Origin of the sequence: Enterobacter sp. BNK-29, assembly GCF_048684785.1 — a bacterium.
Classification (GTDB): Bacteria; Pseudomonadota; Gammaproteobacteria; order Enterobacterales; family Enterobacteriaceae; genus Enterobacter; species Enterobacter cloacae_M.
On record NZ_JBLQTU010000001.1, the window covers coordinates 821,356 to 845,752 of the forward strand.

Annotated in this window: 22 protein-coding genes; 8 read left to right on the plus strand and 14 right to left on the minus strand. The window is 57.9% G+C overall.

The window, feature by feature from the left end; all coding sequences use genetic code 11:
- Positions 1 to 63 precede the first annotated feature (63 nt).
- Genes ptsH through crr form a run of 3 tightly spaced genes read left to right on the plus strand, consistent with a single transcriptional unit; the run spans position 64 to position 2,643 of the window.
- Complete coding sequence (ptsH, locus tag ACMGGX_RS03820) at positions 64 to 321, plus strand: phosphocarrier protein Hpr (protein WP_000487600.1); 258 nt, start codon at positions 64 to 66, stop codon at positions 319 to 321.
- 44 nt (positions 322 to 365) lie between these two features.
- Complete coding sequence (gene ptsI / locus ACMGGX_RS03825) at positions 366 to 2,093, plus strand: phosphoenolpyruvate-protein phosphotransferase PtsI (protein WP_023332954.1); 1,728 nt, start codon at positions 366 to 368, stop codon at positions 2,091 to 2,093.
- 40 nt (positions 2,094 to 2,133) lie between these two features.
- Positions 2,134 to 2,643 carry a PTS glucose transporter subunit IIA gene (gene crr / locus ACMGGX_RS03830; protein ID WP_003861316.1) on the plus strand — a complete coding sequence of 170 codons (510 nt, stop codon included), beginning with the start codon at positions 2,134 to 2,136 and terminating at the stop codon, positions 2,641 to 2,643.
- Between the two features lie 43 nt (positions 2,644 to 2,686).
- Here the strand turns inward: crr and pdxK are convergent, their stop codons facing one another.
- The 10 genes from pdxK to ACMGGX_RS03880 all read right to left on the minus strand — a co-directional run bounded on the left by pdxK (position 2,687) and on the right by ACMGGX_RS03880 (position 11,024).
- The gene (pdxK, locus tag ACMGGX_RS03835) at positions 2,687 to 3,523 is read right to left on the minus strand and encodes a pyridoxine/pyridoxal/pyridoxamine kinase (RefSeq protein ID WP_420298068.1); all 837 of its coding nucleotides are present in this window, start codon (positions 3,521 to 3,523) and stop codon (positions 2,687 to 2,689) included.
- Positions 3,524 to 3,528: 5 nt separating this feature from the next.
- Positions 3,529 to 4,440 carry a cysteine synthase CysM gene (cysM, locus tag ACMGGX_RS03840; RefSeq protein WP_032643539.1) on the minus strand — a complete coding sequence of 304 codons (912 nt, stop codon included), beginning with the start codon at positions 4,438 to 4,440 and terminating at the stop codon, positions 3,529 to 3,531.
- A gap of 113 nt (positions 4,441 to 4,553) precedes the next feature.
- On the minus strand, positions 4,554 to 5,648 hold the full coding sequence (cysA, locus tag ACMGGX_RS03845; protein WP_420298069.1) for a sulfate/thiosulfate ABC transporter ATP-binding protein CysA: 1,095 nt from the start codon (positions 5,646 to 5,648) through the stop codon (positions 4,554 to 4,556).
- Positions 5,638 to 6,513 (minus strand): sulfate/thiosulfate ABC transporter permease CysW, encoded by an 876-nt coding sequence (gene cysW, locus ACMGGX_RS03850; protein ID WP_023308733.1) that lies wholly within the window; start codon positions 6,511 to 6,513, stop codon positions 5,638 to 5,640. Before cysW ends, cysA begins: the two co-directional genes overlap by 11 nt.
- Positions 6,513 to 7,346 (minus strand): sulfate/thiosulfate ABC transporter permease CysT, encoded by an 834-nt coding sequence (gene cysT / locus ACMGGX_RS03855; protein ID WP_004123378.1) that lies wholly within the window; start codon positions 7,344 to 7,346, stop codon positions 6,513 to 6,515. Before cysT ends, cysW begins: the two co-directional genes overlap by 1 nt.
- The gene (locus tag ACMGGX_RS03860; RefSeq protein WP_023308734.1) at positions 7,346 to 8,359 is read right to left on the minus strand and encodes a sulfate ABC transporter substrate-binding protein; all 1,014 of its coding nucleotides are present in this window, start codon (positions 8,357 to 8,359) and stop codon (positions 7,346 to 7,348) included. The genes cysT and ACMGGX_RS03860 overlap by 1 nt, the downstream gene beginning before the upstream one ends.
- Positions 8,360 to 8,531: 172 nt before the next feature.
- Positions 8,532 to 9,431 carry a Dyp-type peroxidase gene (locus ACMGGX_RS03865; protein WP_181593602.1) on the minus strand — a complete coding sequence of 300 codons (900 nt, stop codon included), beginning with the start codon at positions 9,429 to 9,431 and terminating at the stop codon, positions 8,532 to 8,534.
- A gap of 92 nt (positions 9,432 to 9,523) precedes the next feature.
- A complete protein-coding gene (locus tag ACMGGX_RS03870; protein WP_420298070.1) occupies positions 9,524 to 10,099 on the minus strand; it encodes an RpoE-regulated lipoprotein in 576 nt (191 codons plus the stop codon).
- 63 nt (positions 10,100 to 10,162) lie between these two features.
- Complete coding sequence (locus tag ACMGGX_RS03875; RefSeq protein ID WP_181593604.1) at positions 10,163 to 10,612, minus strand: DUF2919 domain-containing protein; 450 nt, start codon at positions 10,610 to 10,612, stop codon at positions 10,163 to 10,165.
- Positions 10,599 to 11,024 carry a GNAT family acetyltransferase gene (locus tag ACMGGX_RS03880; protein WP_023308738.1) on the minus strand — a complete coding sequence of 142 codons (426 nt, stop codon included), beginning with the start codon at positions 11,022 to 11,024 and terminating at the stop codon, positions 10,599 to 10,601. The genes ACMGGX_RS03875 and ACMGGX_RS03880 overlap by 14 nt, the downstream gene beginning before the upstream one ends.
- Before the next feature lie 212 nt (positions 11,025 to 11,236).
- Here ACMGGX_RS03880 and amiA point away from each other — a divergent pair, with 212 nt between their 5' ends.
- Both amiA and hemF read left to right on the plus strand, forming a co-directional pair.
- Complete coding sequence (gene amiA, locus ACMGGX_RS03885) at positions 11,237 to 12,112, plus strand: N-acetylmuramoyl-L-alanine amidase AmiA (protein ID WP_023308739.1); 876 nt, start codon at positions 11,237 to 11,239, stop codon at positions 12,110 to 12,112.
- Positions 12,112 to 13,011 carry an oxygen-dependent coproporphyrinogen oxidase gene (gene hemF, locus ACMGGX_RS03890; protein WP_420298071.1) on the plus strand — a complete coding sequence of 300 codons (900 nt, stop codon included), beginning with the start codon at positions 12,112 to 12,114 and terminating at the stop codon, positions 13,009 to 13,011. Before amiA ends, hemF begins: the two co-directional genes overlap by 1 nt.
- 87 nt (positions 13,012 to 13,098) lie before the next feature.
- Here hemF and maeB read toward each other — a convergent pair whose 3' ends face one another.
- Positions 13,099 to 15,378 (minus strand): NADP-dependent oxaloacetate-decarboxylating malate dehydrogenase, encoded by a 2,280-nt coding sequence (maeB, locus tag ACMGGX_RS03895; protein ID WP_181593607.1) that lies wholly within the window; start codon positions 15,376 to 15,378, stop codon positions 13,099 to 13,101.
- Between the two features lie 289 nt (positions 15,379 to 15,667).
- Here maeB and tal point away from each other — a divergent pair, with 289 nt between their 5' ends.
- Positions 15,668 to 16,618 carry a transaldolase gene (gene tal / locus ACMGGX_RS03900; RefSeq protein ID WP_181593608.1) on the plus strand — a complete coding sequence of 317 codons (951 nt, stop codon included), beginning with the start codon at positions 15,668 to 15,670 and terminating at the stop codon, positions 16,616 to 16,618.
- A gap of 19 nt (positions 16,619 to 16,637) precedes the next feature.
- Positions 16,638 to 18,626: a transketolase gene (gene tkt, locus ACMGGX_RS03905; RefSeq protein WP_202770603.1), complete on the plus strand. Its 1,989-nt coding sequence runs from the start codon at positions 16,638 to 16,640 to the stop codon at positions 18,624 to 18,626.
- Positions 18,627 to 18,722: 96 nt separating this feature from the next.
- Here the strand turns inward: tkt and ACMGGX_RS03910 are convergent, their stop codons facing one another.
- The 3 genes from ACMGGX_RS03910 to aegA form a co-directional block, all read right to left on the minus strand.
- Complete coding sequence (locus tag ACMGGX_RS03910) at positions 18,723 to 19,766, minus strand: DUF1176 domain-containing protein (protein WP_023308744.1); 1,044 nt, start codon at positions 19,764 to 19,766, stop codon at positions 18,723 to 18,725.
- A gap of 101 nt (positions 19,767 to 19,867) precedes the next feature.
- Entirely contained in the window at positions 19,868 to 20,461 is a 594-nt protein-coding gene (nudK, locus tag ACMGGX_RS03915) for a GDP-mannose pyrophosphatase NudK (protein ID WP_023308745.1), read from the minus strand.
- Between the two features lie 66 nt (positions 20,462 to 20,527).
- Positions 20,528 to 22,504: a formate-dependent uric acid utilization protein AegA gene (gene aegA, locus ACMGGX_RS03920; protein ID WP_420298072.1), complete on the minus strand. Its 1,977-nt coding sequence runs from the start codon at positions 22,502 to 22,504 to the stop codon at positions 20,528 to 20,530.
- A 152-nt stretch (positions 22,505 to 22,656) separates the two neighbouring features.
- Between aegA and narQ the strand changes: the two genes are divergently transcribed.
- Entirely contained in the window at positions 22,657 to 24,351 is a 1,695-nt protein-coding gene (narQ, locus tag ACMGGX_RS03925) for a nitrate/nitrite two-component system sensor histidine kinase NarQ (protein ID WP_420298073.1), read from the plus strand.
- Positions 24,352 to 24,397: the final 46 nt, after the last annotated feature.

Below are 24,397 nucleotides of genomic sequence, written 5' to 3' on the forward strand. Positions count from 1 at the left end.
AAGTTCAGTCGCCAGGCTAGACTTTAGTTCCACAACACTAAACCTATAAGTTGGGGAAATACAATGTTCCAGCAAGAAGTTACCATTACCGCTCCGAACGGTCTGCACACCCGCCCTGCTGCTCAGTTTGTTAAAGAAGCAAAAGGCTTCACTTCTGAAATCACTGTGACTTCCAACGGCAAAAGCGCGAGCGCAAAAAGCCTGTTCAAACTGCAGACTCTGGGCCTGACTCAGGGCACCGTTGTCACCATCTCTGCAGAAGGTGAAGACGAGCAGAAAGCAGTTGAGCATCTGGTAAAACTGATGGCTGAGCTCGAGTAAGTTTCCGGGTTCTTTTAAATATCAGTCACAAGTAAGGTAGGGTTATGATTTCAGGCATTTTAGCATCCCCGGGTATCGCTTTCGGCAAAGCACTGCTGCTGAAAGAAGACGAGATCGTCATCGACCGGAAAAAAATTTCTGCCGACAAGGTTGATCAGGAAGTTGAACGTTTTCTGAGCGGTCGTGCCAAGGCATCTGCGCAACTGGAAGCAATCAAAACTAAAGCTGGCGAAACTTTCGGTGAAGAAAAAGAAGCCATCTTCGAAGGGCACATCATGCTGCTCGAAGATGAGGAGCTGGAGCAGGAAATCATAGCCCTGATTAAAGATAAAGGCATGACGGCCGACGCGGCTGCGCATGAAGTTATCGAAGGTCAGGCAACTGCCCTGGAAGAACTGGATGATGAATACCTGAAAGAGCGTGCGGCTGACGTACGTGACATCGGTAAGCGCCTGCTGCGCAACATCCTGGGTCTGGCCATCATCGACCTGAGCGCGATTCAGGATGAAGTTATCCTGGTTGCCGCTGACCTCACCCCGTCTGAAACCGCACAGCTGAACCTGAAAAAGGTCCTCGGTTTCATCACCGACGCGGGTGGCCGTACCTCCCACACCTCTATCATGGCGCGCTCTCTGGAACTGCCTGCCATCGTGGGTACCGGTAGCGTCACCTCTCAGGTGAAAAACGGCGACTATCTGATTCTGGATGCCGTAAACAATCTGGTTTACGTCAACCCAACCAATGAAGAGATCGATAAACTGCGCGCGGTTCAGGAGCAGGTTGCGACTGAAAAAGCGGAACTCGCTAAGCTGAAAGACCTGCCAGCCATCACCCTGGACGGCCATCAGGTAGAAGTGTGCGCAAACATCGGTACCGTCCGCGACGTTGACGGCGCTGAGCGCAACGGTGCGGAAGGCGTCGGTCTCTATCGTACAGAATTCCTGTTCATGGACCGCGACGCGCTGCCAACGGAAGAAGAGCAGTTTGCTGCTTATAAAGCCGTGGCCGAAGCGTGTGGCTCTCAGGCGGTTATCGTCCGTACCATGGACATCGGTGGCGACAAAGAGCTGCCGTACATGAACTTCCCGAAAGAAGAGAACCCGTTCCTGGGCTGGCGTGCAATCCGTATCGCGATGGATCGTAAAGAGATCCTGCGTGACCAGGTTCGCGCGATCCTGCGTGCCTCTGCTTTCGGTAAACTGCGCATCATGTTCCCGATGATCATCTCTGTTGAAGAAGTGCGTGCACTGAAGAAAGAGATCGAAATCTACAAACAGGAACTGCGCGACGAAGGTAAAGCGTTTGACGAGTCAATCGAGATCGGCGTGATGGTGGAAACACCTGCGGCGGCGACCATTGCGCGTCATTTAGCCAAAGAAGTTGATTTCTTTAGTATCGGCACCAATGATTTAACGCAGTACACCCTGGCAGTTGACCGTGGTAATGATATGATTTCACATCTCTACCAGCCAATGTCACCGTCCGTACTGAACTTGATCAAGCAAGTTATTGATGCTTCTCATGCAGAAGGTAAATGGACTGGCATGTGTGGTGAGCTTGCAGGCGACGAACGTGCTACACTTCTGTTGCTGGGTATGGGTCTGGACGAATTCTCTATGAGCGCCATTTCCATACCGCGCATTAAGAAGATTATCCGTAACACGAACTTCGAAGATGCGAAGGTGTTAGCAGAGCAGGCTCTTGCTCAACCGACAACGGACGAGTTAATGACGCTGGTTAACAAGTTCATTGAAGAAAAAACAATCTGCTAATCCACGAGATGCGGCCCAAATTACTGCTTAGGAGAAGATCATGGGTTTGTTCGATAAACTGAAATCTCTGGTTTCTGATGATAAGAAAGACTCCGGAACTATTGAGATTGTTGCTCCGCTCTCCGGCGAGATCGTCAACATCGAAGACGTGCCGGATGTAGTGTTTGCTGAGAAAATCGTTGGTGATGGCATTGCTATCAAACCAACTGGCAACAAAATGGTTGCTCCAGTTGACGGCACCATCGGTAAAATTTTTGAAACCAACCATGCGTTCTCTATCGAATCTGATAGCGGTATCGAACTGTTCGTTCACTTCGGTATCGACACCGTTGAACTGAAAGGCGAAGGCTTCAAACGTATCGCGGAAGAAGGCCAGCGTGTTAAAGTTGGCGACCCGGTGATTGAATTCGATCTGCCACTGCTGGAAGAAAAAGCCAAGTCTACCCTGACGCCGGTTGTTATCTCCAACATGGACGAAATCAAAGAACTGATCAAACTGTCTGGTAGCGTCACCGTGGGTGAAACCCCGGTTATCCGCATCAAGAAGTAATTCTTGCCGCACAGAAAAATGGCGCCTTCGGGCGCCATTTTGTTTATGCCGGTAGGATAAGCTCGTCGTAGCCTTTCGACTGGGTATAGAGCATCACGTCAGTCACCCGATCGCCCGCCATGCGAATGGCATCAGCAACGGTTTTCCCCTCAACAATTCCGCTCACCAGCTCTGAACAGAACAGGTCGCCCGTCCCTTTCAGATCGGTTTCAACGCGCGGATGCGCGCTGACGGTCACGCCTTCATTCGTCACCAGCACCACGTGGATATTTTGCGGGTCATCGGCCACCGGCGCGCTGGTGATCGCCACCCATTTCAGGCTATCGGAGAGCAGTCCCTGCGCCGCCTCGATGGCGCTTTCCGGCGTACGGCACGGTTTGCCGCTTAACACTTCCAGCTCATAGACGTTCGGCGTAATCCCCTGCGCCAGCGGCAGCAGGTGTTCCCGATACGCCTGCGGGATCTCAGGCTTTACGTACATACCGCTGTCGATATCGCCGATAACCGGGTCGACCAGCACCAGCAGGTCAGGATGCTGCGCTTTGACCGCCTTCAGCCATTGAGCCAGCAGGACGATCTGGCTGGCGCTGCCCATATAGCCGGTGGTGACCGCTTTAAGTTCGCGCAGGATCTCGCGCTCTTCCAGTGCCTTAAGATAGCCGCTGAACCACTCATCGGGGATCACTCCACCATAAAACGTGTCGTAGTGCGGCGTGTTGCTAAACAGTACCGTCGGCACGGCGGTAACGTTCAGCCTGTGGGTACGAATATTCGGTACCGCAATGCTGTTCCCCACGCTGCCGTAAACCACCTGCGACTGCACGGCGACAATGTCGGTTTGCTGCGCCCGGGTATTATCCCGGAATAGAATCATCTCCATGACGCTTAAATCCCCGCCCCCTGCGAATAACTCTCTTCACCAAAGACGCCGGTAGACAGATAGCGATCGCCGCGATCGCAAATAATCGCCACCACTACGGCACCCGGGTTTGCCTGCGCTACCCGAATCGCACCCGCTACCGCGCCGCCCGAACTGACGCCGCAGAAGATACCTTCGCGCACGGCCAGCTCACGCATGGTATTTTCCGCCTCGCGCTGGTGAAGATCCAGCACCTGGTCCACCAGCTGCGCATTAAAGATGCCGGGCATATACTCCGCCGGCCAGCGGCGAATACCCGGAATGCTGCTCCCCTCTTCCGGCTGGAGGCCAACGATGGTGACGGCTTTTTCCTGCTCGCGCAGAAAACGCGATACGCCGGTAATGGTGCCGGTGGTGCCCATGCTGGAGACAAAATGGGTGATACGCCCGTCGGTTTGCTGCCAGATTTCCGGGCCGGTGGTGGTGTAGTGCGCGTACGGGTTGTCCGGATTGTTGAACTGATCGAGCAGTTTACCTTCGCCGCGCTCGGCCATTTCTAACGCCAGGTCGCGCGCACCTTCCATTCCCTGCTCTTTGGTCACCAGAATCAGCTCGGCCCCGTAGGCACGCATCGCGGCGCGGCGCTCCTGACTCATGTTGTCCGGCATCAGCAGCTTCATGCGGTAGCCTTTCAGCGCCGCAATCATCGCCAGGGCGATACCGGTATTGCCGCTGGTGGCCTCTATCAGCACGTCGCCTGGCTTAATTTCTCCGCGTTTTTCGGCCTGGACAATCATCGACAGCGCCGCTCGGTCTTTCACCGACCCCGCCGGGTTATTGCCTTCGAGTTTGACCCAGATTTCGCTGCCGTTGTCCGGACCCATGCGCTGAAGCTTGACCAGAGGAGTGTTGCCGATGGTGTGTTCTAATGTATTCATGATCGCTGTCCAATAAAAAGCCCGGTGGCGCTTCGCTTACCGGGCCTACAGACGTCATATTGTAGGCCGGGTAAGCGCAGCGCCACCCGGCAAAACTACGTAATCCTAACCTATCAGGCTGACTCCGCCAGAGCAATATCCTCGCGCGTCTCGATGCGCTCCTTCCCGTGATAAATCCGGGCGTGCTGCAGCCCGACAAACAGGCGCTCACCCCGGTGCGGCGGCACGTCGTCGCGCATGACCACGGTCAGCGGCTCGGTATGCCAGCCCAGCGGCTGTAGCACCAATTGGGTGTAGTGCCCTTTAGGGCTAGCTTCCAGCACCTGCACCGGCAGCGGTGAATCCAGGCTGGTTCGGCGGCTCACGTCCACCTCCCACGGACGCAGGAACAGATCGACCGGCCCCTGATGCGCGGAGGTATAGCCCAGCGGCCAGCGGTGCGCGCCCACGTGGAACTGTCCACCGCGAATAGTGCCCTGCAGACGGTTTACCTCGCCCATAAACTCCAGCACGAAGCGGGTCGCCGGTTCACGCCAGAGCTGCTCCGGCTCGTCAACCTGCTCAATGTTGCCCTGGCTCATGACCACCACGCGATCCGCAACTTCCATCGCCTCTTCCTGATCGTGGGTCACGAAGACGCTGGTGAATTTCAGCTCTTCATGCAGCTGACGCAGCCAGCGGCGCAGCTCTTTACGCACCTGCGCATCCAGCGCGCCGAAGGGTTCATCCAGCAGCAGAATTTGCGGCTCAACGGCCAGCGCGCGCGCCAGCGCCACGCGCTGTTTCTGCCCGCCGGACAGCTGGGCCGGGAAACGGTCCGCCAGGTGAGCCAGCTGCACCATCTCCAGCAGTTTGGTCACTTTGGCCTTAATGGTTGCCGTATCCGGACGTTCGCGACGCGGCAGCACGGTCAGGCCAAACGCAATGTTGTCGAACACGGTCATGTGGCGGAACAGCGCGTAATGCTGGAACACAAAGCCTACTTTACGATCGCGGGCGTGCAGGCGGCTCACGTCGGTGCCGTGGAAGCGGATGTGCCCGCTGGTCTGATGCTCAAGCCCGGCGATAATACGCAGCAGCGTGGTTTTGCCCGAGCCGGACGGCCCCAGCAGCGCCACCATTTGTCCGGAAGGGATATCCAGCGAGATATCATTCAGCACCTGGGTGCGACCAAAAGACTTCTTAATATTGGCAATCTCAATGCTCATGATTTCCCTCCTGATGCTGACGTTTTTCCTGATTTTCTAAACGCCACTGCACCACACTCTTCAAAAACAGGGTCAAGATGGCCATCAGCGTCAGCAACGCTGCGGCAGTAAACGAGCCGATGGTGTTGTAGTCCTGCTGCAGCAGCTCAATCTGGAGCGGCAGCGACAGGGTTTCACCCCGGATAGAGCCGGAGACGACGGACACGGCGCCGAACTCACCAATCGCGCGGGCGTTGGTCAGCACCACGCCGTAAAGCAGCGCCCAGCGGATATTCGGCAGCGTCACGCGACGGAACATCTGCCAGCCGGAAGCGCCCAGCAGCACCGCCGCTTCGTCTTCGTTGCTCCCCTGGCTTAACATCACCGGCACCAGCTCACGCACCACAAACGGACAGGTCACGAAGATGGTGACCAGCACCATGCCCGGCCAGGCGAACATGATCTGCAGGTTATGCTCGTCCAGCCAGCCGCCCAACGGACCGTTGGAGCCGTAAAAGAGCAGGTACACCAGACCCGCCACCACCGGCGATACGGCGAAAGGAATGTCCAGCAGGGTCAGCAGCAGCTGACGTCCCGGGAAGTTAAAGCGGGTCACCAGCCAGGCCAGCAGGGTCCCGAACACGAGGTTCACCGGCACGGTGATCAGCGCAATCAGCACCGTCAGCCAGATGGCATGCAGCATATCCGGGTTCGCCAGGTTTTCCAGCGCGGGCATCAAGCCCTTGCTGAACGCCTGAACGAAGATATAAACCGTCGGCACGACGAGAATGAGGGCGGAAACCAGCACGCCCGCCCCAATCAGAAACCATTTACCCCAGTTGATGCGGGGTGCATCGTATCGCTTCAATTGCGTAACTTCCGCCATCAGTGACCTACCACACGTCGACCAAAGCGACTTTGCAGAGTGTTAATCGAGTACAGCAGCAGCAGCGAGGCCGCGAGAATCACCGAGGCAATCGCGCTCGCCGCCGGATAATCAAACTCCTGCAAACGGATGAAAATCATCAGCGAGGTGACTTCTGTTTTCCAGGCGATGTTCCCGGCGATAAAAATCACCGCGCCGAACTCACCGAGGCTGCGGGTAAACGACAGCGCGACGCCCGCCATCAGCGCCGGAGAGAGCTCCGGCAGAACCACCTTGCGGAAGCTCTGCCAGCGCGTGGCGCCGAGCGTTTCAGCCGCTTCTTCGTATTCCGGGCCCAACTCTTCCAGCACCGGCTGCACGGTACGAACCACAAACGGGATGCTGGTAAAGGCCATCGCCACCGCGATACCGAGCCAGGTGTAGGTCACTTTGATATCAAATTTCGCCAGCCACTCGCCGTACAGCCCGTTCACAGAGAAGAGCGACGCGAGGGTTAAGCCTGCCACCGCCGTCGGCAGCGCAAACGGCAGATCCATCAGAGCGTCAAGCAGCGTGCGGCCCGGGAAGCGATAGCGGGTTAAGATCCACGCCATCAGCAGGCCAAACACGCCGTTAAAAATGGAGGCAACAAACGCCGACAGCAGCGTCACCTTGTAGGCCGCCACCACCTGCGGGTTGGTGACCACGTCCCAGTACTGCGCCCAGCTCATCTGAGCAAGCTGCATCACCAGCGCGCTGAGCGGCAACAGCAGGATCAGGCAGACGAACAGCAAGCTGGTCCCGAGGCTTAAGGTAAAGCCCGGCAGCACGCGTTTTGTCGAAACTGCAAACATTACTTATGCCCCGCCGCCAGCAGTTTGTCTAACTCACCGCCGCTGGCAAAATGCGTTTTCATCACATCAGGCCAGGAGCCGAAATGATCTTCCACGCGGAACAAATCGGTCTGCGGGAACTTATCTTTCAGCTTGTTCATCACGTCCGGGTTGTTCACGCGGTAGTAGTAATCGGTAATGATGGTCTGCGCCTGCGGGCTGTACAGGTAGTTGAGATAGGCTTTTGCCGCTTTCTCGGTACCGTTTGCCTGCACGTTTTTATCCACCCACGCCACCGGGAACTCGGCCAGGATGTTGGTTTTCGGGATAACGACCTCGAAGCCCTGCGCTTCGTACTGTTTGCGGATGTTATTCACTTCCGATTCAAAGCTGATCAGCACGTCGCCGAGACCGCGCTCCGCGAAGGTCGTTGTCGCCCCGCGGCCGCCGGTATCAAACACTTCGACGTTTTTCAGGAACTGGGTCATGAACTGCTCGGTTTTTGCTTTATCGTTACCGTCAGCCTTGTCCGCCGCGCCCCACGCGGCTAAATAGGTATAACGCGCGTTACCGGAAGTTTTTGGGTTCGGGAAAATCAGCTTCACGTCGGAACGCACCAGATCGCTCCAGTCGTGGATATTCTTCGGGTTGCCCTTACGCACCAGGAAGCCCATGGTGGAATAGAATGGGGAGCTGTTGTTCGGCAGTCGGCTCTGCCAGTCCGCTGGGATCAGCTTGCCTTTGTCGTGCAGGATCTGCACGTCAGTCACCTGGTTGTAGGTCACCACATCCGCCTTCAGGCCCTGCAAAATCGCCAGCGCCTGCTTAGACGACCCGGCGTGGGACTGCTTGATGGTCAGCTTGTCGCCGTTATTATCTTTCGCCCACTGCTGTTCGAACGGTGGATTAAGGGCGGCAAACAGCTCGCGGGAGACGTCATACGAACTGTTCAACAGTTCAGTCGCCTGCGCCTGTGCCACCAGCAGTAAACCTGCCAGCGCCAGAGTTCCTTTTTTCAGTACAGTAACGGCCATTGCGCACCCTTATAAATGTGATGACTATCTTATAGTCATAATATTTATAACGGGGATGAAAGGAGTAACGGTTTTATATACCGTTTGGTGATTTAGAAGCAGAAAAGGGAATAAGGGTGAGGCCTGATGCCTTCACCCCAGCCCTCTCCCGCAGGGAGAGGGAGAAAGGACATTACAGCGCCAGCAGACGCTCAACGGACGGCGCAAAGTAGTAGCCGCCGGTCACCGGTTTGGTGAAGCGGAGCATGGCGTCGCGCTTGCCGTCGGTATCACCGAACATGCTCAGCAGCTGCTGCTCAATGTTATAGAGGCGCGCGCAGTAGGCGCAGAAGTAGAGGCCGTGCGTGCCGCTGGCGGTACCGTACGGCAGGCTCTGGCGAACAATCTTCAGCCCTTTTCCGTCTTCTTTGAGATCAACGCGGGACAGGTGAGAGGTTACAGGACGGTCGTCGCCGTCGATCTCTTCGTTGGCTTCTTTAGTGCGGCCAATCATCATCTCCTGATCGTGCACGCTCATGCGGTTAAGCTGCTTGAGATTGTGCTCCCAGCGCTGCACGAACACGTAGCTGCCGCCCGCGTCCACGCCGTCTTTGATTACCGCGACTTCACGACGCGTCTCTTCACCCGCCGGGTTTTCGGTGCCGTCGACGAAGCCGCTCAGATCGCGCTCTTCCACCCAGCGGAAGCCGTGAACCTCTTCCTGCACCTCAATGCTGTCGCCAAAGGCCGCTACTGCCGCCTGGGCAACGGAGAAGTTCACGTCGTGACGCAGGGAGAGAATATGGATCAGCACGTCGTACTGAGTTGCCGGAGCCAGACCTTTGCCGTAAGGGATGAAGTCTTTCAGCTCTTCCGCCCCTTCACCACCGCTCAGCTGACGCCAGACGTTATTGCCAAAGGCAACAACGGCGCCGAGGTGGGCTTCCGGGAATTTGGCCTGGAAGGTTGCCAGCTTATCAACAAACGCTTTACTGGCCGCACGCAGGGCATCCACGTCCCCTTTAACATTGGCTTCAATCCAAATCGCCGCGCGGCAATGTTCTGGCAAAATGCCACTCTGAACCTGAGACATCGCTCCTCCTGAAATAAAGATGCCACGTCAGCGTGGCATTGATGGCGGCTATTATACCCGGATTTCAGCGAGGCGGTTTGTTCAGGCGCAAATTACTGCTTCCAGAGTATTTTGCTCACTTTCCAGCTCTTGAGCGTGTCGTCAGACGGCATCAGTCCTTCCGGACCGCTCCAGGTTCCGGTGAAGACATAGCTGATGTGCTGGATGCCTTCGGCCTTACATTCCACCGCAACCTTGTCGTCAGACGGCGCACTGGTGCAGTTGCCAAAAGCCTGCTTATAAAGGTCGCTGAACGGCGTACCCACCTTTACACCGCTCGCCGTCGGAATATCTTCATCCATCACAGCGATACGGTTTACGGTGCCTTTATCGCCGTTGATCACCAGCGCCAGCTTGTCGCCCTTCAGCGCTTCGTAATAGCGAACAATATTGCCATTCTCCGTTTTCATGCCGCTGCGCAGGCGATAATCGCCGCTGAGCGCATCCTGAATAGCGTCCTGATCCAGCGCCGTCGCGGCGGTAATTTTCCCCACGCCCTGCTCGGTGACTTCCGTTGATGAGCCAAACCAGTTCCACGGATAGGCGGCGGACCAGTTAATGGAGGAGAGCGTCGAACAGCCGGTCAACGCCAGCGGGAGAGCGCATAAAAATAAACGCAGCGATTTCATTGAAACGTCCTTTCTTGTTAAATCAACGCTTGTTGGAGTGCGACATCGGCAAAAAGTGCCGGATTAATCATCCTGATGGACAAAACAGGCGCGAAGACGCGGGTTGGTCAGCAGCCACAACAGCGCCACAATATCGGCAACCACTAGCGCAACGCCGGTACCCGTCAGCGGTTCACCGTACCACCAGAGTACCGGCTGCCAGAAGAGCAGCGCAATCTGGGCGAGGATCAGCAGCCAGCGAAGCGCGCCCCAGAAACGTGGGATCGCATGCCGCCGTCCGCTGCATAAAAAAGCGACCACCGCCGGTACGCCCGGCAGCAAGCCGAGCCAGAAGGCGTCATGATCGGGATAAAAGAGATTCAGCAGCGTGTCGCCCTGCCCGCGCGACGCGGCGGCCATTACAAACAGCACCCAGGTCCGGGCCTGAAGCAGCAGAACGCACCAGAATAAAAAGGGCAGCCTGACGCGGCCCTGCGCGTCATAGTCTGCCGGGTGGATCTCAGTACTCTTCATCTTCGATCAGACGCTTTCCTAAACTCAGCACGTCAGAATGCTCGTAGCCCAGACGCTCATACATGCCCAGTACCACGTCGTTATCTTCCCGCACCATGATCTGGATTTTCGGGCAGCCGCGAGCGATCAGCTTCTTCTCGAGCCGGTTCAGCAGCGCATTGGCGATGCCGCGGCCACGGTATTCGGGGTGGACGCCCAGATAATAGGCCGAGCCGCGGTGGCCGTCATAACCGCCCATGACCGTCCCCACAACCTCGCCGTTGACTTCCGCGACCAGAAACAGACTGACGTCGTGATTCACCTTACGTTCGATATCCATTTCCGGATCGTTCCACGGACGCAGCAGATCGCAGCGCTCCCAAAGGGTGATCACCTCTTCGAAATCTTCCTGGCGAAAAACGCGTATCTCCATGGTATTAACCGCCTTTTCGGGTTTAAAAACAGTGATTATGGCGCGAAGCTCGCCTTTCGCCAATAACCGGGGAAAATCTCGCCAAAATTTGGCATAATGTCACTTTGTCACGTATTGAAATGAAAAGTAAAACAATTATCAATATGGACTGTCGTAACGGGAAACACGATACGATATAACACCAGGACCCCATTTTTTAGTATTCAGGCCGCATGAGCACATTCAAACCATTAAAAGCACTCACATCGCGTCGTCAGGTTCTCAAAGCGGGGCTGGCGGCCTTAACGTTAACGGGCATCGCAAAGCAGGCTCAGGCAAAAGACGAGAGCACGCTCAAAACCAGTAACGGACACAGCAAACCGAAAACCAAAAAGCCGGGCGCGAAGCGCCTGGTGATGCTCGACCCGGGCCACGGCGGTATTGATACCGGCGCTATAGGCAAAAACGGGTCGAAAGAAAAACACGTCGTGCTGGCAATTGCAAAAAACGTGCGCGCAATTTTACGCAGCAACGGCATTGACGCCCGTCTGACGCGCTCTGGCGATACCTTTATTCCGCTGTATGACCGCGTTGAGATCGCCCACCAGCACGGTGCGGATCTGTTTATGTCGATTCACGCCGACGGCTTTACCAACCCTTCCGCAGCCGGCGCCTCGGTGTTTGCGCTTTCCAACCGTGGCGCCAGTAGCGCCATGGCAAAATACCTCTCCGACCGCGAAAACCGCGCGGATGAAGTCGCCGGGAAGAAAGCCACAGACAAAGACCACCTGTTACAGCAGGTGCTGTTCGACCTCGTGCAGACGGATACGATTAAAAACAGCCTGACGCTCGGCTCGCATATTCTGAAGAAGATTAAGCCGGTGCATCGTCTGCACAGCAAAGGCACCGAGCAGGCGGCGTTCGTGGTTCTGAAATCACCGTCCATCCCGTCCGTGCTGGTGGAAACGTCCTTTATTACCAACCCGGAAGAAGAGCGGCTCCTTGGCACCACGGCGTTTCGTCAGAAGATCGCCAACGCCATCGCCTCCGGCATTATCAGTTACTTCAACTGGTTCGATAACCAAAAAGCGCACTCCAGGAAACGTTGATGAAACCCGATGCTCAACTGGTAAAAACCTTCCTGCTGCAGCTGCAGGATGAGATCTGCCAGAAACTGGCCGCCGCAGACGGCGGTGAATTTCAGGAAGATAACTGGCAGCGTGAGGCTGGGGGCGGCGGGCGCAGCCGGGTGCTGCGTAACGGCGGCATCTTCGAACAGGCGGGCGTGAATTTTTCCCACGTTCACGGCGACGCGATGCCCGCGTCTGCGACGGCGCATCGTCCTGAACTCGCGGGCCGCAGCTTCGAGGCGATGGGCGTTTCGCTCGTAGTGCACCCGCACAACCCGTTCGTGCCCACCAGCCACGCCAACGTGCGCTTTTTCATTGCGGAAAAACCGGGCGCCGACCCGGTCTGGTGGTTCGGCGGCGGTTTCGATTTAACGCCCTACTACGGCTTCGAAGAGGATGCCGTGCACTGGCACACCACCGCGCGGGACCTTTGCCTGCCGTTTGGCGAAGACGTCTACCCGAAATTTAAAAAGTGGTGCGACGACTACTTTTACCTGAAGCACCGCGACGAGCAGCGCGGCATCGGCGGGCTGTTCTTTGACGATCTCAACGCGCCTGATTTTGATACCGCGTTCAGCTTTATGCGCGCGGTAGGCGAAGGGTATACCGACGCTTATCTGCCGATTGTCAAGCGCCGTAAAAATACCGACTACGGCGTGCGCGAGCGTGAGTTCCAGCTTTACCGCCGCGGGCGCTACGTGGAGTTCAACTTGGTATGGGATCGTGGGACGCTATTCGGCCTGCAGACCGGCGGGCGCACGGAGTCGATTCTGATGTCGATGCCGCCGCTGGTGCGCTGGGAGTACTGTTACGAACCAAAAGAAGGCAGCCCGGAGGCTGCCTTGCGTGAGTTTATTCAGGTTCGGGACTGGGTGTAAACCTCCCCTCACCCCGGCCCTCTCCCAAAGGGAGAGGGAGTATAAATCCCCTCTCCCTTTGGGAGAGGGTTAGGGTGAGGGTAAAAATTACAGCGGCTGCGTCTGCGCCTCAACCACCGCCAGCGCCACCATATTCACGATACGGCGCACGGAGGCAATCGGCGTTAACACATGCACCGGTTTCGCCACGCCCATCAGTACCGGTCCTACGGTCACCCCTTCAGAGCTGGAGACGCGCAGCAGGTTATAGCTGATACGCGCCGCTTCCACGTTCGGCATAATCAGTATGTTGGCCGATCCCTTCAGCGGGCTGTCCGGCATACGTTCGTTACGGATGCTCTCCACCAGCGCGGCATCGCCGTGCATTTCCCCGTCAATCATCAGCTCCGGCGCACGCTCGCGCACCAGCTCCAGCGTCTGACGCATTTTGCAGGCCGCCGCGGATTTAGACGAACCAAAGTTAGAGTGCGACAGCAGCGCCACCTTCGGCTCGATACCAAAGCGACGCACGGTCTCGGCGGCCATCACGGTGATCTCCGCCAGCTCGTCCGGGGTCGGATCGTCGTTAACGTAGGTATCCGCAATAAAGGTGTTGCCGCTCGGCAGCAGCAGCGCGTTCATCGCCCCGGCGGTATGGACGCCGTCGCGATAGCCGAAGATCTCCTGCACCACGCTAAAGTGCTCGTGGTAATCGCCGATGGTGCCGCAGATCAGCGCATCCGCCTCGCCGCGATGCACCATGATCGCGCCGATCACCGTCGTGTTGCTGATGACGGCCTTCTGCGCCTGCTCCTGGGTGATCCCCCGGCGCTTCATGATCGCGTAGTATTCGCTCCAGTACTCTTTGAAGCGCGGATCGGATTCGTTGTTAACGATCTCGAAGTCGACGCCCGGCTTAATCTGCAGGCCCAGCTTCTGGATACGCATTTCAATCACGCTCGGACGACCAATCAGGATCGGTTTCGCCAGGCCTAAGGTGATCAGCTCCTGGGTGGCGTGCAGCACGCGCACCTCTTCCCCTTCCGCCAGCACCACGCGCTTCGCGTCGGCGCGCGCCTGGGAGAAGATCGGCTTCATGAACAGGTTAGTTTTGTAGACGAACTCGGTGAGCTTATCGACGTAGGCGTCGAAATCGTGGATCGGACGCGTCGCCACGCCGGAGTCCATCGCCGCTTTGGCAACGGCTGGCGCAATTTTAACAATCAGACGCGGGTCGAACGGTTTTGGAATGATGTAGTCCGGGCCGAAGCTCAGATCCTGATCGCCGTAGGCAGAGGCAACCACTTCGCTCTGCTCGGCGTGCGCCAGCTCCGCGATGGCGTGAACGGCGGCAAGCTTCATCTCTTCGTTGATCGCCGTTGCGCCAACGTCCAGCGCGCCGCGGAAGATGAACGGGAAGCAGAGCACGTTGTTGACCTGGTTCGGGTAGTCCGAACGGCCGGTACAGATAATGGCGTCTTCACGCACCGCTTTCGCCAGCGGCGGCAGGATTTCCGGTTCCGGGTTCGCCAGGGCCAGGATCATTGGCGCACGCGCCATCTTCTTCACCATCTCCTGGGTCAGGACTTTCGGACCCGAGCAGCCGAGGAAGATATCCGCGCCGTCGATCACGTCGTCCAGGGTGCGTTTACCGTCGTCGTCGACCGCGTACGCCGCTTTGGTTTCCGCCATGTTCGGCTCGCGGTCTTTATAGATAACGCCTTTGGAGTCGCAGACCACAATGTTGTGTTTCTGCATACCCAGCGCCACCAGCAGGTTCATACAGGCGATGGCCGCGGCGCCTGCGCCAGAGACCACCATGCGCACGTCGGAGAGATTTTTCTCGACCACGCGCAGGCCGTTGAGAATCGCGGCGGTGCTGATAATCGCGGTGCCGTGCTGGTCATCGTGGAACACGGGAATGTTCATACGCTCGCGCAGCTTCTGCTCGATATAGAAACATTCCGGCGCTTTGATGTCTTCCAGGTTGATCCCGCCGAAGGTTGGCTCCAGCGCGGCCACCACGTTGATGAATTTGTCAGGATCGAGTTCGTCCACCTCGATATCGAACACGTCGATACCGGCGAATTTCTTGAACAGTACCCCCTTCCCTTCCATCACCGGCTTACCGGCCAGCGCGCCGATGTTGCCCAGCCCCAGCACCGCCGTGCCGTTAGAGATCACGGCGACAAGGTTGCCGCGCGCGGTGTATTTGTAGGCCGCCAGCGGGTCTTTTTCGATTTCCAGACACGGTGCAGCCACGCCCGGCGAATAGGCCAGCGCCAGATCGCGCTGGGTTGCCAGCGGCTTGGTTGGGGAGACCTGGATTTTCCCCGGGACAGGAAACTCGTGAAAATCGAGGGCACTCTGTTTCAACTGCTCATCCATCTTATTTTTCCTTTCACGTATCGGTCAAAAGGGTGACGTAAGCGATCCTGATGCACACCCTGGTGTGCCGCCTAGTATCGCCTCAGGCCGCCTCCTAAACTTTGAAGGCAGCCAAACTCTCACCATCACACATTAAAAATTGTTATCAATTTATAACAGCCATGTTACCCGTCTCAAAAGCAATGCCTCCCCCGTCTGCTATGCTTTTTTGTTAAGTCCATCATGATTTTTTCAGAAGTGTGAACTAACGCACTCATCTAACTCTTTTATTTCCAAGGAGTAATCATTTATGAACCAGCTAGACGGCATCAAAAAATTCACCACCGTGGTTGCAGACAGCGGCGATATCGAGTCGATTCGCCACTATCAGCCGGAGGACGCGACCACCAACCCTTCGCTGCTGCTCAAAGCGGCCGGGCTTGCCCATTTTAGCCATCTGATTGATGACGCCATTGCCTACGGTAAGCAGCGCGGGAAAACGCAGGAGCAGCAGGTTGCCGAAGCCAGCGACAAGCTGGCGGTTAATTTTGGTGCGGAAATTCTTAAAAGCATCCCGGGCCGCGTCTCGACCGAAGTCGACGCCCGCCTCTCGTTCGATAAAGAAAAGAGCATTAATAAGGCGCGTCGTCTGGTGCAACTCTACGAGGAGCAGGGGATCGATAAATCACGCATTCTGATCAAGCTGGCCTCCACCTGGGAAGGCATCCGCGCGGCAGAGGTGCTGGAAAAAGAGGGCATCCACTGCAACCTGACGCTGCTGTTCTCGTTTGCCCAGGCGCGCGCCTGCGCTGAAGCGGGCGTGTTCCTCGTCTCGCCGTTTGTCGGGCGCATCTACGACTGGTATCAGGCGAAACAGCCGATGGATCCGTACGTAGTGGATGAGGATCCGGGCGTGAAATCGGTCCGTAATATCTACGACTACTACAAACAGCACCGCTACGAAACCATCGTGATGGGGGCCAGCTTCCGCCGTACCGAGCAGATCCTCGCCCTGGCAGGCTGCGACCGTCTGACCATCTCCCCTAACCTGCTCCAGGAGCTACAGGACAAAGAAGAAACGGTGATCCGCAAGCTGGTGCCGACCTCCACCGTTCTGCCAAAACCGAAACCCATGACCGAAGCGGAGTTCCGCTGGGAGCACAATCAGGACGCCATGGCCGTGGAAAAACTGGCGGACGGCATCCGCCAGTTCGCCGTCGACCAGCGCAAACTTGAAGATCTTCTCGCCGCCAAACTTTAACCTTGCCACGGAGTGAACTATGTCCCGTAAAGAGCTAGCCAACGCCATTCGCGCCCTCAGCATGGATGCCGTGCAAAAAGCCAATTCCGGCCACCCCGGCGCGCCGATGGGCATGGCTGATATTGCCGAAGTGCTGTGGAACGACTTTCTGAAGCACAACCCCAACGATCCGACCTGGTACGATCGCGACCGCTTTATTCTCTCCAACGGTCACGCCTCAATGCTGCTCTACAGCCTGCTGCACCTTTCCGGCTACGATCTGCCGCTTGAGGAGCTGAAAAACTTCCGCCAGCTGCACTCCAAAACGCCGGGGCACCCTGAGATTGGCTATACGCCAGGGGTGGAGACCACCACCGGGCCGCTCGGTCAGGGGCTGGCCAATGCGGTTGGGCTGGCAATTGCCGAACGCACGCTGGCGGCGCAGTTTAACCAGCCGGACCACGAAATTGTCGACCACTATACCTACGTGTTTATGGGTGACGGCTGCCTGATGGAGGGGATCTCCCATGAGGTCTGCTCCCTGGCGGGCACGCTGGGGCTCGGCAAGCTGATTGGCTTCTACGATCACAACGGCATCTCCATCGACGGGGAGACCGAAGGCTGGTTTACCGACGACACGGCAAAACGCTTTGAAGCCTACCACTGGCACGTGGTGCACGAGATCGACGGCCATGACCCTGAGGCGGTGAAAAAAGCGATTCAGGAAGCGCAGAGCGTGAAGGATAAACCGTCCCTGATTATCTGCCGCACGGTCATCGGCTTCGGCTCGCCGAACAAGGCGGGCAAAGAGGAGGCGCACGGCGCGGCGCTGGGCGAGGAGGAAGTCGCGCTGACCCGGCAAAAGCTGGGGTGGAAACATCCACCGTTTGAGATCCCGAAAGAGATCTACAGAGCCTGGGATGCCCGTGAGGCAGGTGAAAAGGCCCAGCAGGCCTGGAACGAGAAGTTTGCCGCCTACAAAAAAGCGCACCCGGATCTCGCCGCCGAGTTTTCCCGCCGCATGAGCGGCGGCCTGCCGGAGGACTGGGACGATAGAACCCAGGCGCTGATTGAAAACCTGCAGTCCAACCCGGCGAAAATCGCCACCCGCAAGGCGTCGCAAAATACCCTGAACGCAATCGGCCCTCTCCTGCCCGAACTGCTCGGCGGCTCGGCGGATCTGGCACCCAGCAACCTGACCATCTGGTCGGGCTCAAAATCGCTGAAAGAGGACATTGCCGGGAACTACATCCACTACGGCGTGCGCGAGTTCGGGATGACCGCCATTGCCAACGGTATCGCCCATCACGGCGGGTTTGTGCCGTATACCGCCACCTTCCTGATGTTCGTCGAGTACGCCCGCAACGCGGCGCGCATGGCGGCACTGATGAAGGCGCGGCAGATTATGGTTTACACCCATGACTCCATCGGGCTGGGGGAAGACGGGCCTACGCACCAGGCGGTGGAACAGCTGGCGAGCCTGCGTCTGACGCCGAACTTCAGCACCTGGCGTCCGTGCGATCAGGTCGAAGCGGCGGTGGGCTGGAAGCTGGCGGTAGAACGCCACAATGGCCCAACGGCACTGATTCTGTCACGCCAGAACCTGGCGCAGATTGAGCGAACCCCGGAGCAGGTGAAGAACATCGCCCGCGGCGGCTACATCCTGAAGGACAGCGGCGGCAAGCCGGACGTGATCCTGATTGCGACCGGGTCCGAGGTGGAAATTACGGTGAAAGCGGCGGAGAAACTGACTGCAGAAGGTCACGCGGTGCGCGTGGTGTCCCTGCCCTCAACGGATATTTTTGACGCCCAGGACGAGGCGTACCGGGAATCGGTCCTGCCGTCCAGCGTCGCGGCGCGCGTCGCGGTGGAAGCCGGTATTGCCGACTACTGGTACAAATATGTCGGTCTCAAAGGGGCGATTGTCGGCATGCGGGGTTACGGTGAATCCGCCCCTGCCGATAAGCTGTTCCCGTACTTCGGCTTTACCGTTGAGAACGTGGTGGAGAAGGCGCTGAGCGTGATCTAGTGCGGTCTGCGTTGCCGGGTGGCGGCTACGCCTTACCCGGCCTACAAAACCGCCAAACCGTAGGCCGGGTAAGCAACAGCGCCACCCGGCATAAAACTAGCGCGTGATCCATAGCGTGGGCCAGGCATCTGGCCCGTTCCAGTTGTCGCAGCTGGGCTCCTCGGCGTAGCGCACCAGGCGGAAACGCTGGCCGTCAAAACGCCAGCGCGTCTGGATCCCGCAATCGCCCAAACCGCGTCCCAGCGCGAGCGTTGTCAGCTCGCGCGTCTTTTCATCGAAGCTGGCGTTCATCAACTCCATTTCGCTCCCGTCGCCTGACGGCGTAAACGGCAGACGCAGCCTGACGCTGCGTGCGGTGAACGGTTTTTTACGCGATACCAGCCACGCCAGATCGACCGTGTTATAGGCCCCCGCCTCGCAGCTAACGATCAGCAGCGCTTTGTCATCGGTTAACGCGGTGACGCGTACTTCCCGACGGTTAGGATCCAGCGAGCACTGGCTGGCGTTCATCCGCCCGGTGCCATAGTCCAGCAGGTCGTTCAGTTCGGCGTGGGAGAGCGGCGTCGGGGTCGGGTTGACGACCGCCACCTTTTTAAGGGCAGGAGCAGGCGGAACGCTTAACGGCGGATCGTCACCTTTCTTGATCCACGCGGTTTCGCTGCCGACGCGCTTTTGCTGCGCATCAATGAACAGCAGCGCGGCTTTCAGACCGCTCAGTGAAATAACCTGCTTACCGTCGCGCAGGGTCAGGGCCTTCCCTTCCTGGATGTTTTTCAGAAAGGCGGTGATGGTGGCCGCATCGTCCGTTTTCAGATGCCAGGGCGTGAGCTGCCAGCGCTGTTTGTCCAGCTTCAGGGGAACGTTATCCAGCAGCAGCCGGGGGGCAATCTCTGGCTCTTTGACCGAGGGCGCATCAAGACCGCCGAGATCGATACGCAGCGTGGCGTCCGTTTTCGCCCCGGCGCTACGGGTGAGCGTCATGACCAGACCACGGTGTTCACCGGTATTGCGTGCGAGGCAAAAATTCTGGTTATTGCAGGTTACCTGCCAGTCGGAGAAGGCTTGCTGGGCAGGTGCAGCCCGCACCTGCGGCGCGAGGAGCACACAAAACAGGTAAAACAAAAAGACGCTGTAGCGCATGAATGACACAATCCCGGAACGAAAACGCTTAACTGGGCAGTATCTTCGTGTTCCCGCCGGGGCTGCTCAATCGGATTTATCAGATATACCCGAAAAACAGGCTATATCCGTTCGAAAGTGGTGTTCATCAGCCCGGTTGTCTGTAAATACTGCAGTAATATCACCGCTTTACCATCCCTGATTTCGCCTGAACGCATCATCTCCAGCGCCCGGGCAAAAGGAAGCTCCAGCACTTCGATATCTTCATCCTCCACGCCACCGCCGCGGTGAGTGCGCTGCGCGTCGCTGTATTCCGCGATGAAGAAATGCACAATTTCCGTTACGCCGCCCGGCGACATAAACAGCTCGAAGACCTTTTTGACCTCGCCCACTTCGAAGCCGGTTTCTTCCACGGCCTCTTTGCGGATACAAACTTCCGGCTCATCATCATCGAGCAGGCCCGCGCAGGTTTCAATCAGACGTCCGTCAGGGTTGCCATTAACCCATGTCGCCACCCTGAACTGACGGATCAACACCACGCTCTGCTTTTCACGGTTATAGAGCAGAATAGTTGCCCCATTGCCGCGGTCGTAGACCTCGCGTTTGTGGCGGATCACCTCACCGTTGTTACGCGTAAGGTCATAGGTGATGTTACGCAGGACAAAGTAGTTTTCAGAGAGAATTTTGTCTTTGATAACGTCAATTTTCAGGGTCATACGGGCTCCACAACACAATGAGTCGTCCTATACTACGCCGTGAATCCCGCTTTGTCGCCCGCCGGTTTAATGATGTTTTGGCGCGTTAACCCCAAGCCAGTCGAGTATCCCCTGTGCCGCATGTCGCCCTTCCGCCATTGCGGTCACCACAAGATCCGCACCGCGTACCGCATCGCCCCCGGCGAAGATCTGTGGGTTAGTCGTCTGATAACGGTAGCGGCTCTCAACCGAAGCAACGATCCGCCCCCGGTCATCCGTTTCGACACCCTGCGCCTGCAGCCACGGCATCGCGTGCGGGTTAAAACCAAACGCCATGATGACCGCATCTGCCGCCATCACGAACTCGCTGCCCGCTACCGGAACGGGCCGACGCCGTCCCTGCGCGTCCGGTTCACCGAGCTCGGTACGCATCATCCGGATACCGTTGACCTTACCGTTCGGATCCAGCGTCAGCTCAATCGGCTGAACGTTAAATTCAAACGCCGCGCCCTCTTCTCGGGCGTTCTTCACCTCTTTCTTCGAGCCCGGCATGTTGGCCTCATCCCGACGATAGGCGCAGGTTACCTTCGCCGCGCCGTGGCGTAACGCGGTGCGGACACAGTCCATCGCGGTATCGCCGCCGCCAAGCACCACCACGTTTAAACCATGGGTGTCGATGAACGGTTCGCTGGCCGTCGCCTCCAGCCCCATAACGTGTCGCGTGTTGCCCACCAGGAAAGGCAGCGCGTCATAAACTCCAGGCGCGTCCTCGTGCGGGATACCCGCCTTCATCGAGCGATAGGTTCCCACGCCAATAAACAGGGCGTCGTAATCCTGCTTTAACTGCGACATCGACACGTCCTGGCCCACCTCGCAGTTCAGCTCAAAGCGGATCCCCATCGCGGTAAATATCTCTCTGCGCCGCGCGAGCAGCGATTTGTCCAGCTTGAATGCCGGGATGCCAAAGGTCAGCAATCCGCCAATTTCCGGATGCCGGTCATAGACCGTCACACTCGCTCCGCGGCGCGCCAGCACGTCGGCGCACGCCAGCCCGGCGGGCCCGGCGCCGACGATCGCGACACGTTTACCTGTTGGCGTGACGGCGGACATATCCGGCCGCCAGCCCATCGCCAGCGCCCGATCGGAGATGTAGCGCTCAATGTTACCGATGGTCACGGATCCCGCCTCTTCACGTATTGTGCAGGCACCCTCGCATAATCGGTCCTGCGGACAGACGCGGCCGGTAATTTCAGGTAAACAGTTGGTCTGATGAGAAAGCTCGACCGCGCCGGCGATATCCCCCGCGTTGAGGCGCTCGATCCACTGCGGGATATGGTTATGCAGCGGGCAGGTCCATTCGCAAATGCTGTGCTCGCCGCATTTCAGGCAGCGCGACGCCTCGCGGGCGGCCTGTTCGGCCCGAAACGGCAGGTAAATTTCGTTAAAATGGCCCACGCGCTCTGCGGCAGCGAGTTTATCGGGCTCGCCGCGCGGCGGCGCCGCCTGCATCTGCTGCAGTTTGGTGCGCGAAGCGTCTTCTCTGACGGCCTCCGCATGCCAGGGCTGCGCTTCCAGGCAGGCCGTGCGCTGGCGGCGCGATTTTGCCAGAGTATCAAGGACAGCAGGCGTCGCCAGTGAGAGGACATCTGCCGGACAATTTTCAATACAGGCCGGGCCGCGTGGCCGCGTCAGACAGAGATCGCATTTATTCGCCGAGGCCTTCACGCCGCCGTTGTCGAGCGGGGTGACGATAATCTCCATCGTGCCAAACGGGCAGGCCACCGCGCAGGCCTTACAGCCGATGCATTTTTGTTGATTCACCTGTACGCTGTCATCGCATTTGCTGATGGCGCCGTTCGGACAGCTTTGCGCGCAGGGCGCATTTTCACAGTGATGGCAGGTGACGGGGCTACTCTTCTCGCCGGACCTCAGGACCGTAATGCGGGGGTGAAAATGGCGCTCGCTCAGGACGTGCTGCTCATCGTTGTGCGCCATCACGCAGGCCACTTCGCAGGCGCGACACCCGATGCACTGCTGGCTGTTAGCCATAATAAAACGATTCATAACCACACCTGTTTTTGGTTCAATAACCTTATTCTTTGTATGAATATGGTATTTACGCATCACGGCGCGATCGGGCAATGTTCAAATGCCCGGATTGCCGAATTATTTACAGTGAACCTGTAGCAGATCAATTTTATTCAGAGAGCCGTTCTGTGACCGTCAAACGACCCGTTTCCGGAAGCCTTGCCTGGGCTTTCTTTTCGATAATTGCCTTATCCGTGCTGACCAGCACCGTCGCGCTGCTGACGCTTGCCAGCAGCCAGCGTGACGCCGAAGCTATTAATATCGCGGGTTCGCTGCGCATGCAGAGCTATCGTCTGGGCTACGAGATGCAGCGCAACAGCCCTTCCCTTGCCGCGCATCGCGACAGCTGGCAACAGACGCTGAACGCGCCTGCCCTGCAGAAGCTGAACCGCTGGTACGTCCCGGACGATGTAAAAGCGCGTTACCAGCAGCTGCACGTGGCGTGGCTGGAAATGGATGCGCGCATCGCCCGCGGCGACAGCGCGTGGTATCAAACCCACATTGAGAATTTTGTCGGCCGCATTGATGCCTTTGTGCTCGCCCTTCAGCACTACACCGAGCATAAAATTCAGACGGTGACCCTGCTCTCGCTGGCGGGCGCTCTCGGGATCCTGCTGCTGACGCTGTTTACCCTGCGACGCATCCGTCGCCAGGTGGTGCTGCCGCTGAACAATCTGGTGGCGGCCAGCGAACGGGTTGAGCGTGGCGAATTTACAACCCCGGCGCCGGATACCGCCCTGCCGAACGAGCTGGGCCAACTCTCCCGCGCCTTCAACCACATGTCCGCCGAGCTGGCTACGCTCTACCGTTCGCTCGAAGCCTCGGTCGCGGAAAAGACGCGGCATTTGCATGAAGCCCACCAGCAGCTCGACATGCTGTTCAAATGCTCTCAGGCGCTGAATACCGGCCAGATAGACAGCCACTGCTTTCGGCATATCCTGCAGATTGTCCATGACTATACGCAAATGAATTATCTCGAACTGCGCACCAGCGACGACTGGCGGCTGTCTGAAGGGACGGAGTCACATGGCATTCCTCTGCAGCACCTGCCGGTACTGATGCAGGACACCCTTTATGGCGAGCTGCGCTGGCAAAGCGAGACGGACAGCGTTCCCCTTCCGCTGATGAGAAGCGTGGCGACCATGCTCGGGCGCGGGCTGTACTTTAACCAGGCGCAAAAACATTACCAGCAGCTGCTGCTGATGGAAGAGCGCGCCACCATTGCCCGCGAGCTGCACGATTCGCTGGCGCAGGTCCTGTCATATCTGCGCATTCAGCTTGCGCTGCTCAGACGCGCCGTGCCCGAGGAAAATACCCCGGCGCAGACCATCATCACCGACTTCTCCCGCGAGCTGAACAATGCCTGGCAGCAGCTTCGCGAGCTGCTCACCACCTTCCGCCTGACGCTCAACCACGCAAACTTACCCGCGGCGCTGCAGGAGTCCCTCGACGTCCTGCAGAGCCAGACGCAGGCGAAGCTGCATCTCGACTGCCGCCTCTCCTCGCTGGCGCTGGACGCGCAAAAGCAGGTGCATTTGCTGCAGATCGTGCGTGAGGCCGTGCTGAACGCCATTAAGCACGCTCAGGCCAGCGAGATCACCGTCAGCTGCGTGACCGCACCGGATGGTACGCACAGCGTCAGCATTCGTGACAACGGCATCGGGATTGGCGAAGCCAGCGAGCCGCCGGGACATTACGGCCTGAACATTATGCGCGAACGCGCGCAGCGGCTCGGAGGAATGCTGCACTTCTCGCAGCCGCAAAACGGCGGCACGCTGGTCAGCGTGACGTTCCCGGCACCCACGCCGTTAACGGGTAAATAACGGTAAAGAGGGAAGCGCAGGGAAAAGCGCATGATAATTTACATTA

Excerpts from the sequence above, each read along its gene's own strand:
- ptsH (WP_000487600.1), top strand. The coding sequence starts at position 64 with ATGTTCCAGCAAGAAGTTACCATTACCGCTCCGAACGGTCTGCACACC.
- ptsI (WP_023332954.1), top strand. The coding sequence starts at position 366 with ATGATTTCAGGCATTTTAGCATCCCCGGGTATCGCTTTCGGCAAAGCA.
- crr (WP_003861316.1), top strand. The coding sequence starts at position 2,134 with ATGGGTTTGTTCGATAAACTGAAATCTCTGGTTTCTGATGATAAGAAA.
- pdxK (WP_420298068.1), bottom strand. The coding sequence starts at position 3,523 with ATGGAGATGATTCTATTCCGGGATAATACCCGGGCGCAGCAAACCGAC.
- cysM (WP_032643539.1), bottom strand. The coding sequence starts at position 4,440 with ATGAATACATTAGAACACACCATCGGCAACACTCCTCTGGTCAAGCTT.
- cysA (WP_420298069.1), bottom strand. The coding sequence starts at position 5,648 with ATGAGCATTGAGATTGCCAATATTAAGAAGTCTTTTGGTCGCACCCAG.
- cysW (WP_023308733.1), bottom strand. The coding sequence starts at position 6,513 with ATGGCGGAAGTTACGCAATTGAAGCGATACGATGCACCCCGCATCAAC.
- cysT (WP_004123378.1), bottom strand. The coding sequence starts at position 7,346 with ATGTTTGCAGTTTCGACAAAACGCGTGCTGCCGGGCTTTACCTTAAGC.
- ACMGGX_RS03860 (WP_023308734.1), bottom strand. The coding sequence starts at position 8,359 with ATGGCCGTTACTGTACTGAAAAAAGGAACTCTGGCGCTGGCAGGTTTA.
- ACMGGX_RS03865 (WP_181593602.1), bottom strand. The coding sequence starts at position 9,431 with ATGTCTCAGGTTCAGAGTGGCATTTTGCCAGAACATTGCCGCGCGGCG.
- ACMGGX_RS03870 (WP_420298070.1), bottom strand. The coding sequence starts at position 10,099 with ATGAAATCGCTGCGTTTATTTTTATGCGCTCTCCCGCTGGCGTTGACC.
- ACMGGX_RS03875 (WP_181593604.1), bottom strand. The coding sequence starts at position 10,612 with ATGAAGAGTACTGAGATCCACCCGGCAGACTATGACGCGCAGGGCCGC.
- ACMGGX_RS03880 (WP_023308738.1), bottom strand. The coding sequence starts at position 11,024 with ATGGAGATACGCGTTTTTCGCCAGGAAGATTTCGAAGAGGTGATCACC.
- amiA (WP_023308739.1), top strand. The coding sequence starts at position 11,237 with ATGAGCACATTCAAACCATTAAAAGCACTCACATCGCGTCGTCAGGTT.
- hemF (WP_420298071.1), top strand. The coding sequence starts at position 12,112 with ATGAAACCCGATGCTCAACTGGTAAAAACCTTCCTGCTGCAGCTGCAG.
- maeB (WP_181593607.1), bottom strand. The coding sequence starts at position 15,378 with ATGGATGAGCAGTTGAAACAGAGTGCCCTCGATTTTCACGAGTTTCCT.
- tal (WP_181593608.1), top strand. The coding sequence starts at position 15,668 with ATGAACCAGCTAGACGGCATCAAAAAATTCACCACCGTGGTTGCAGAC.
- tkt (WP_202770603.1), top strand. The coding sequence starts at position 16,638 with ATGTCCCGTAAAGAGCTAGCCAACGCCATTCGCGCCCTCAGCATGGAT.
- ACMGGX_RS03910 (WP_023308744.1), bottom strand. The coding sequence starts at position 19,766 with ATGCGCTACAGCGTCTTTTTGTTTTACCTGTTTTGTGTGCTCCTCGCG.
- nudK (WP_023308745.1), bottom strand. The coding sequence starts at position 20,461 with ATGACCCTGAAAATTGACGTTATCAAAGACAAAATTCTCTCTGAAAAC.
- aegA (WP_420298072.1), bottom strand. The coding sequence starts at position 22,504 with ATGAATCGTTTTATTATGGCTAACAGCCAGCAGTGCATCGGGTGTCGC.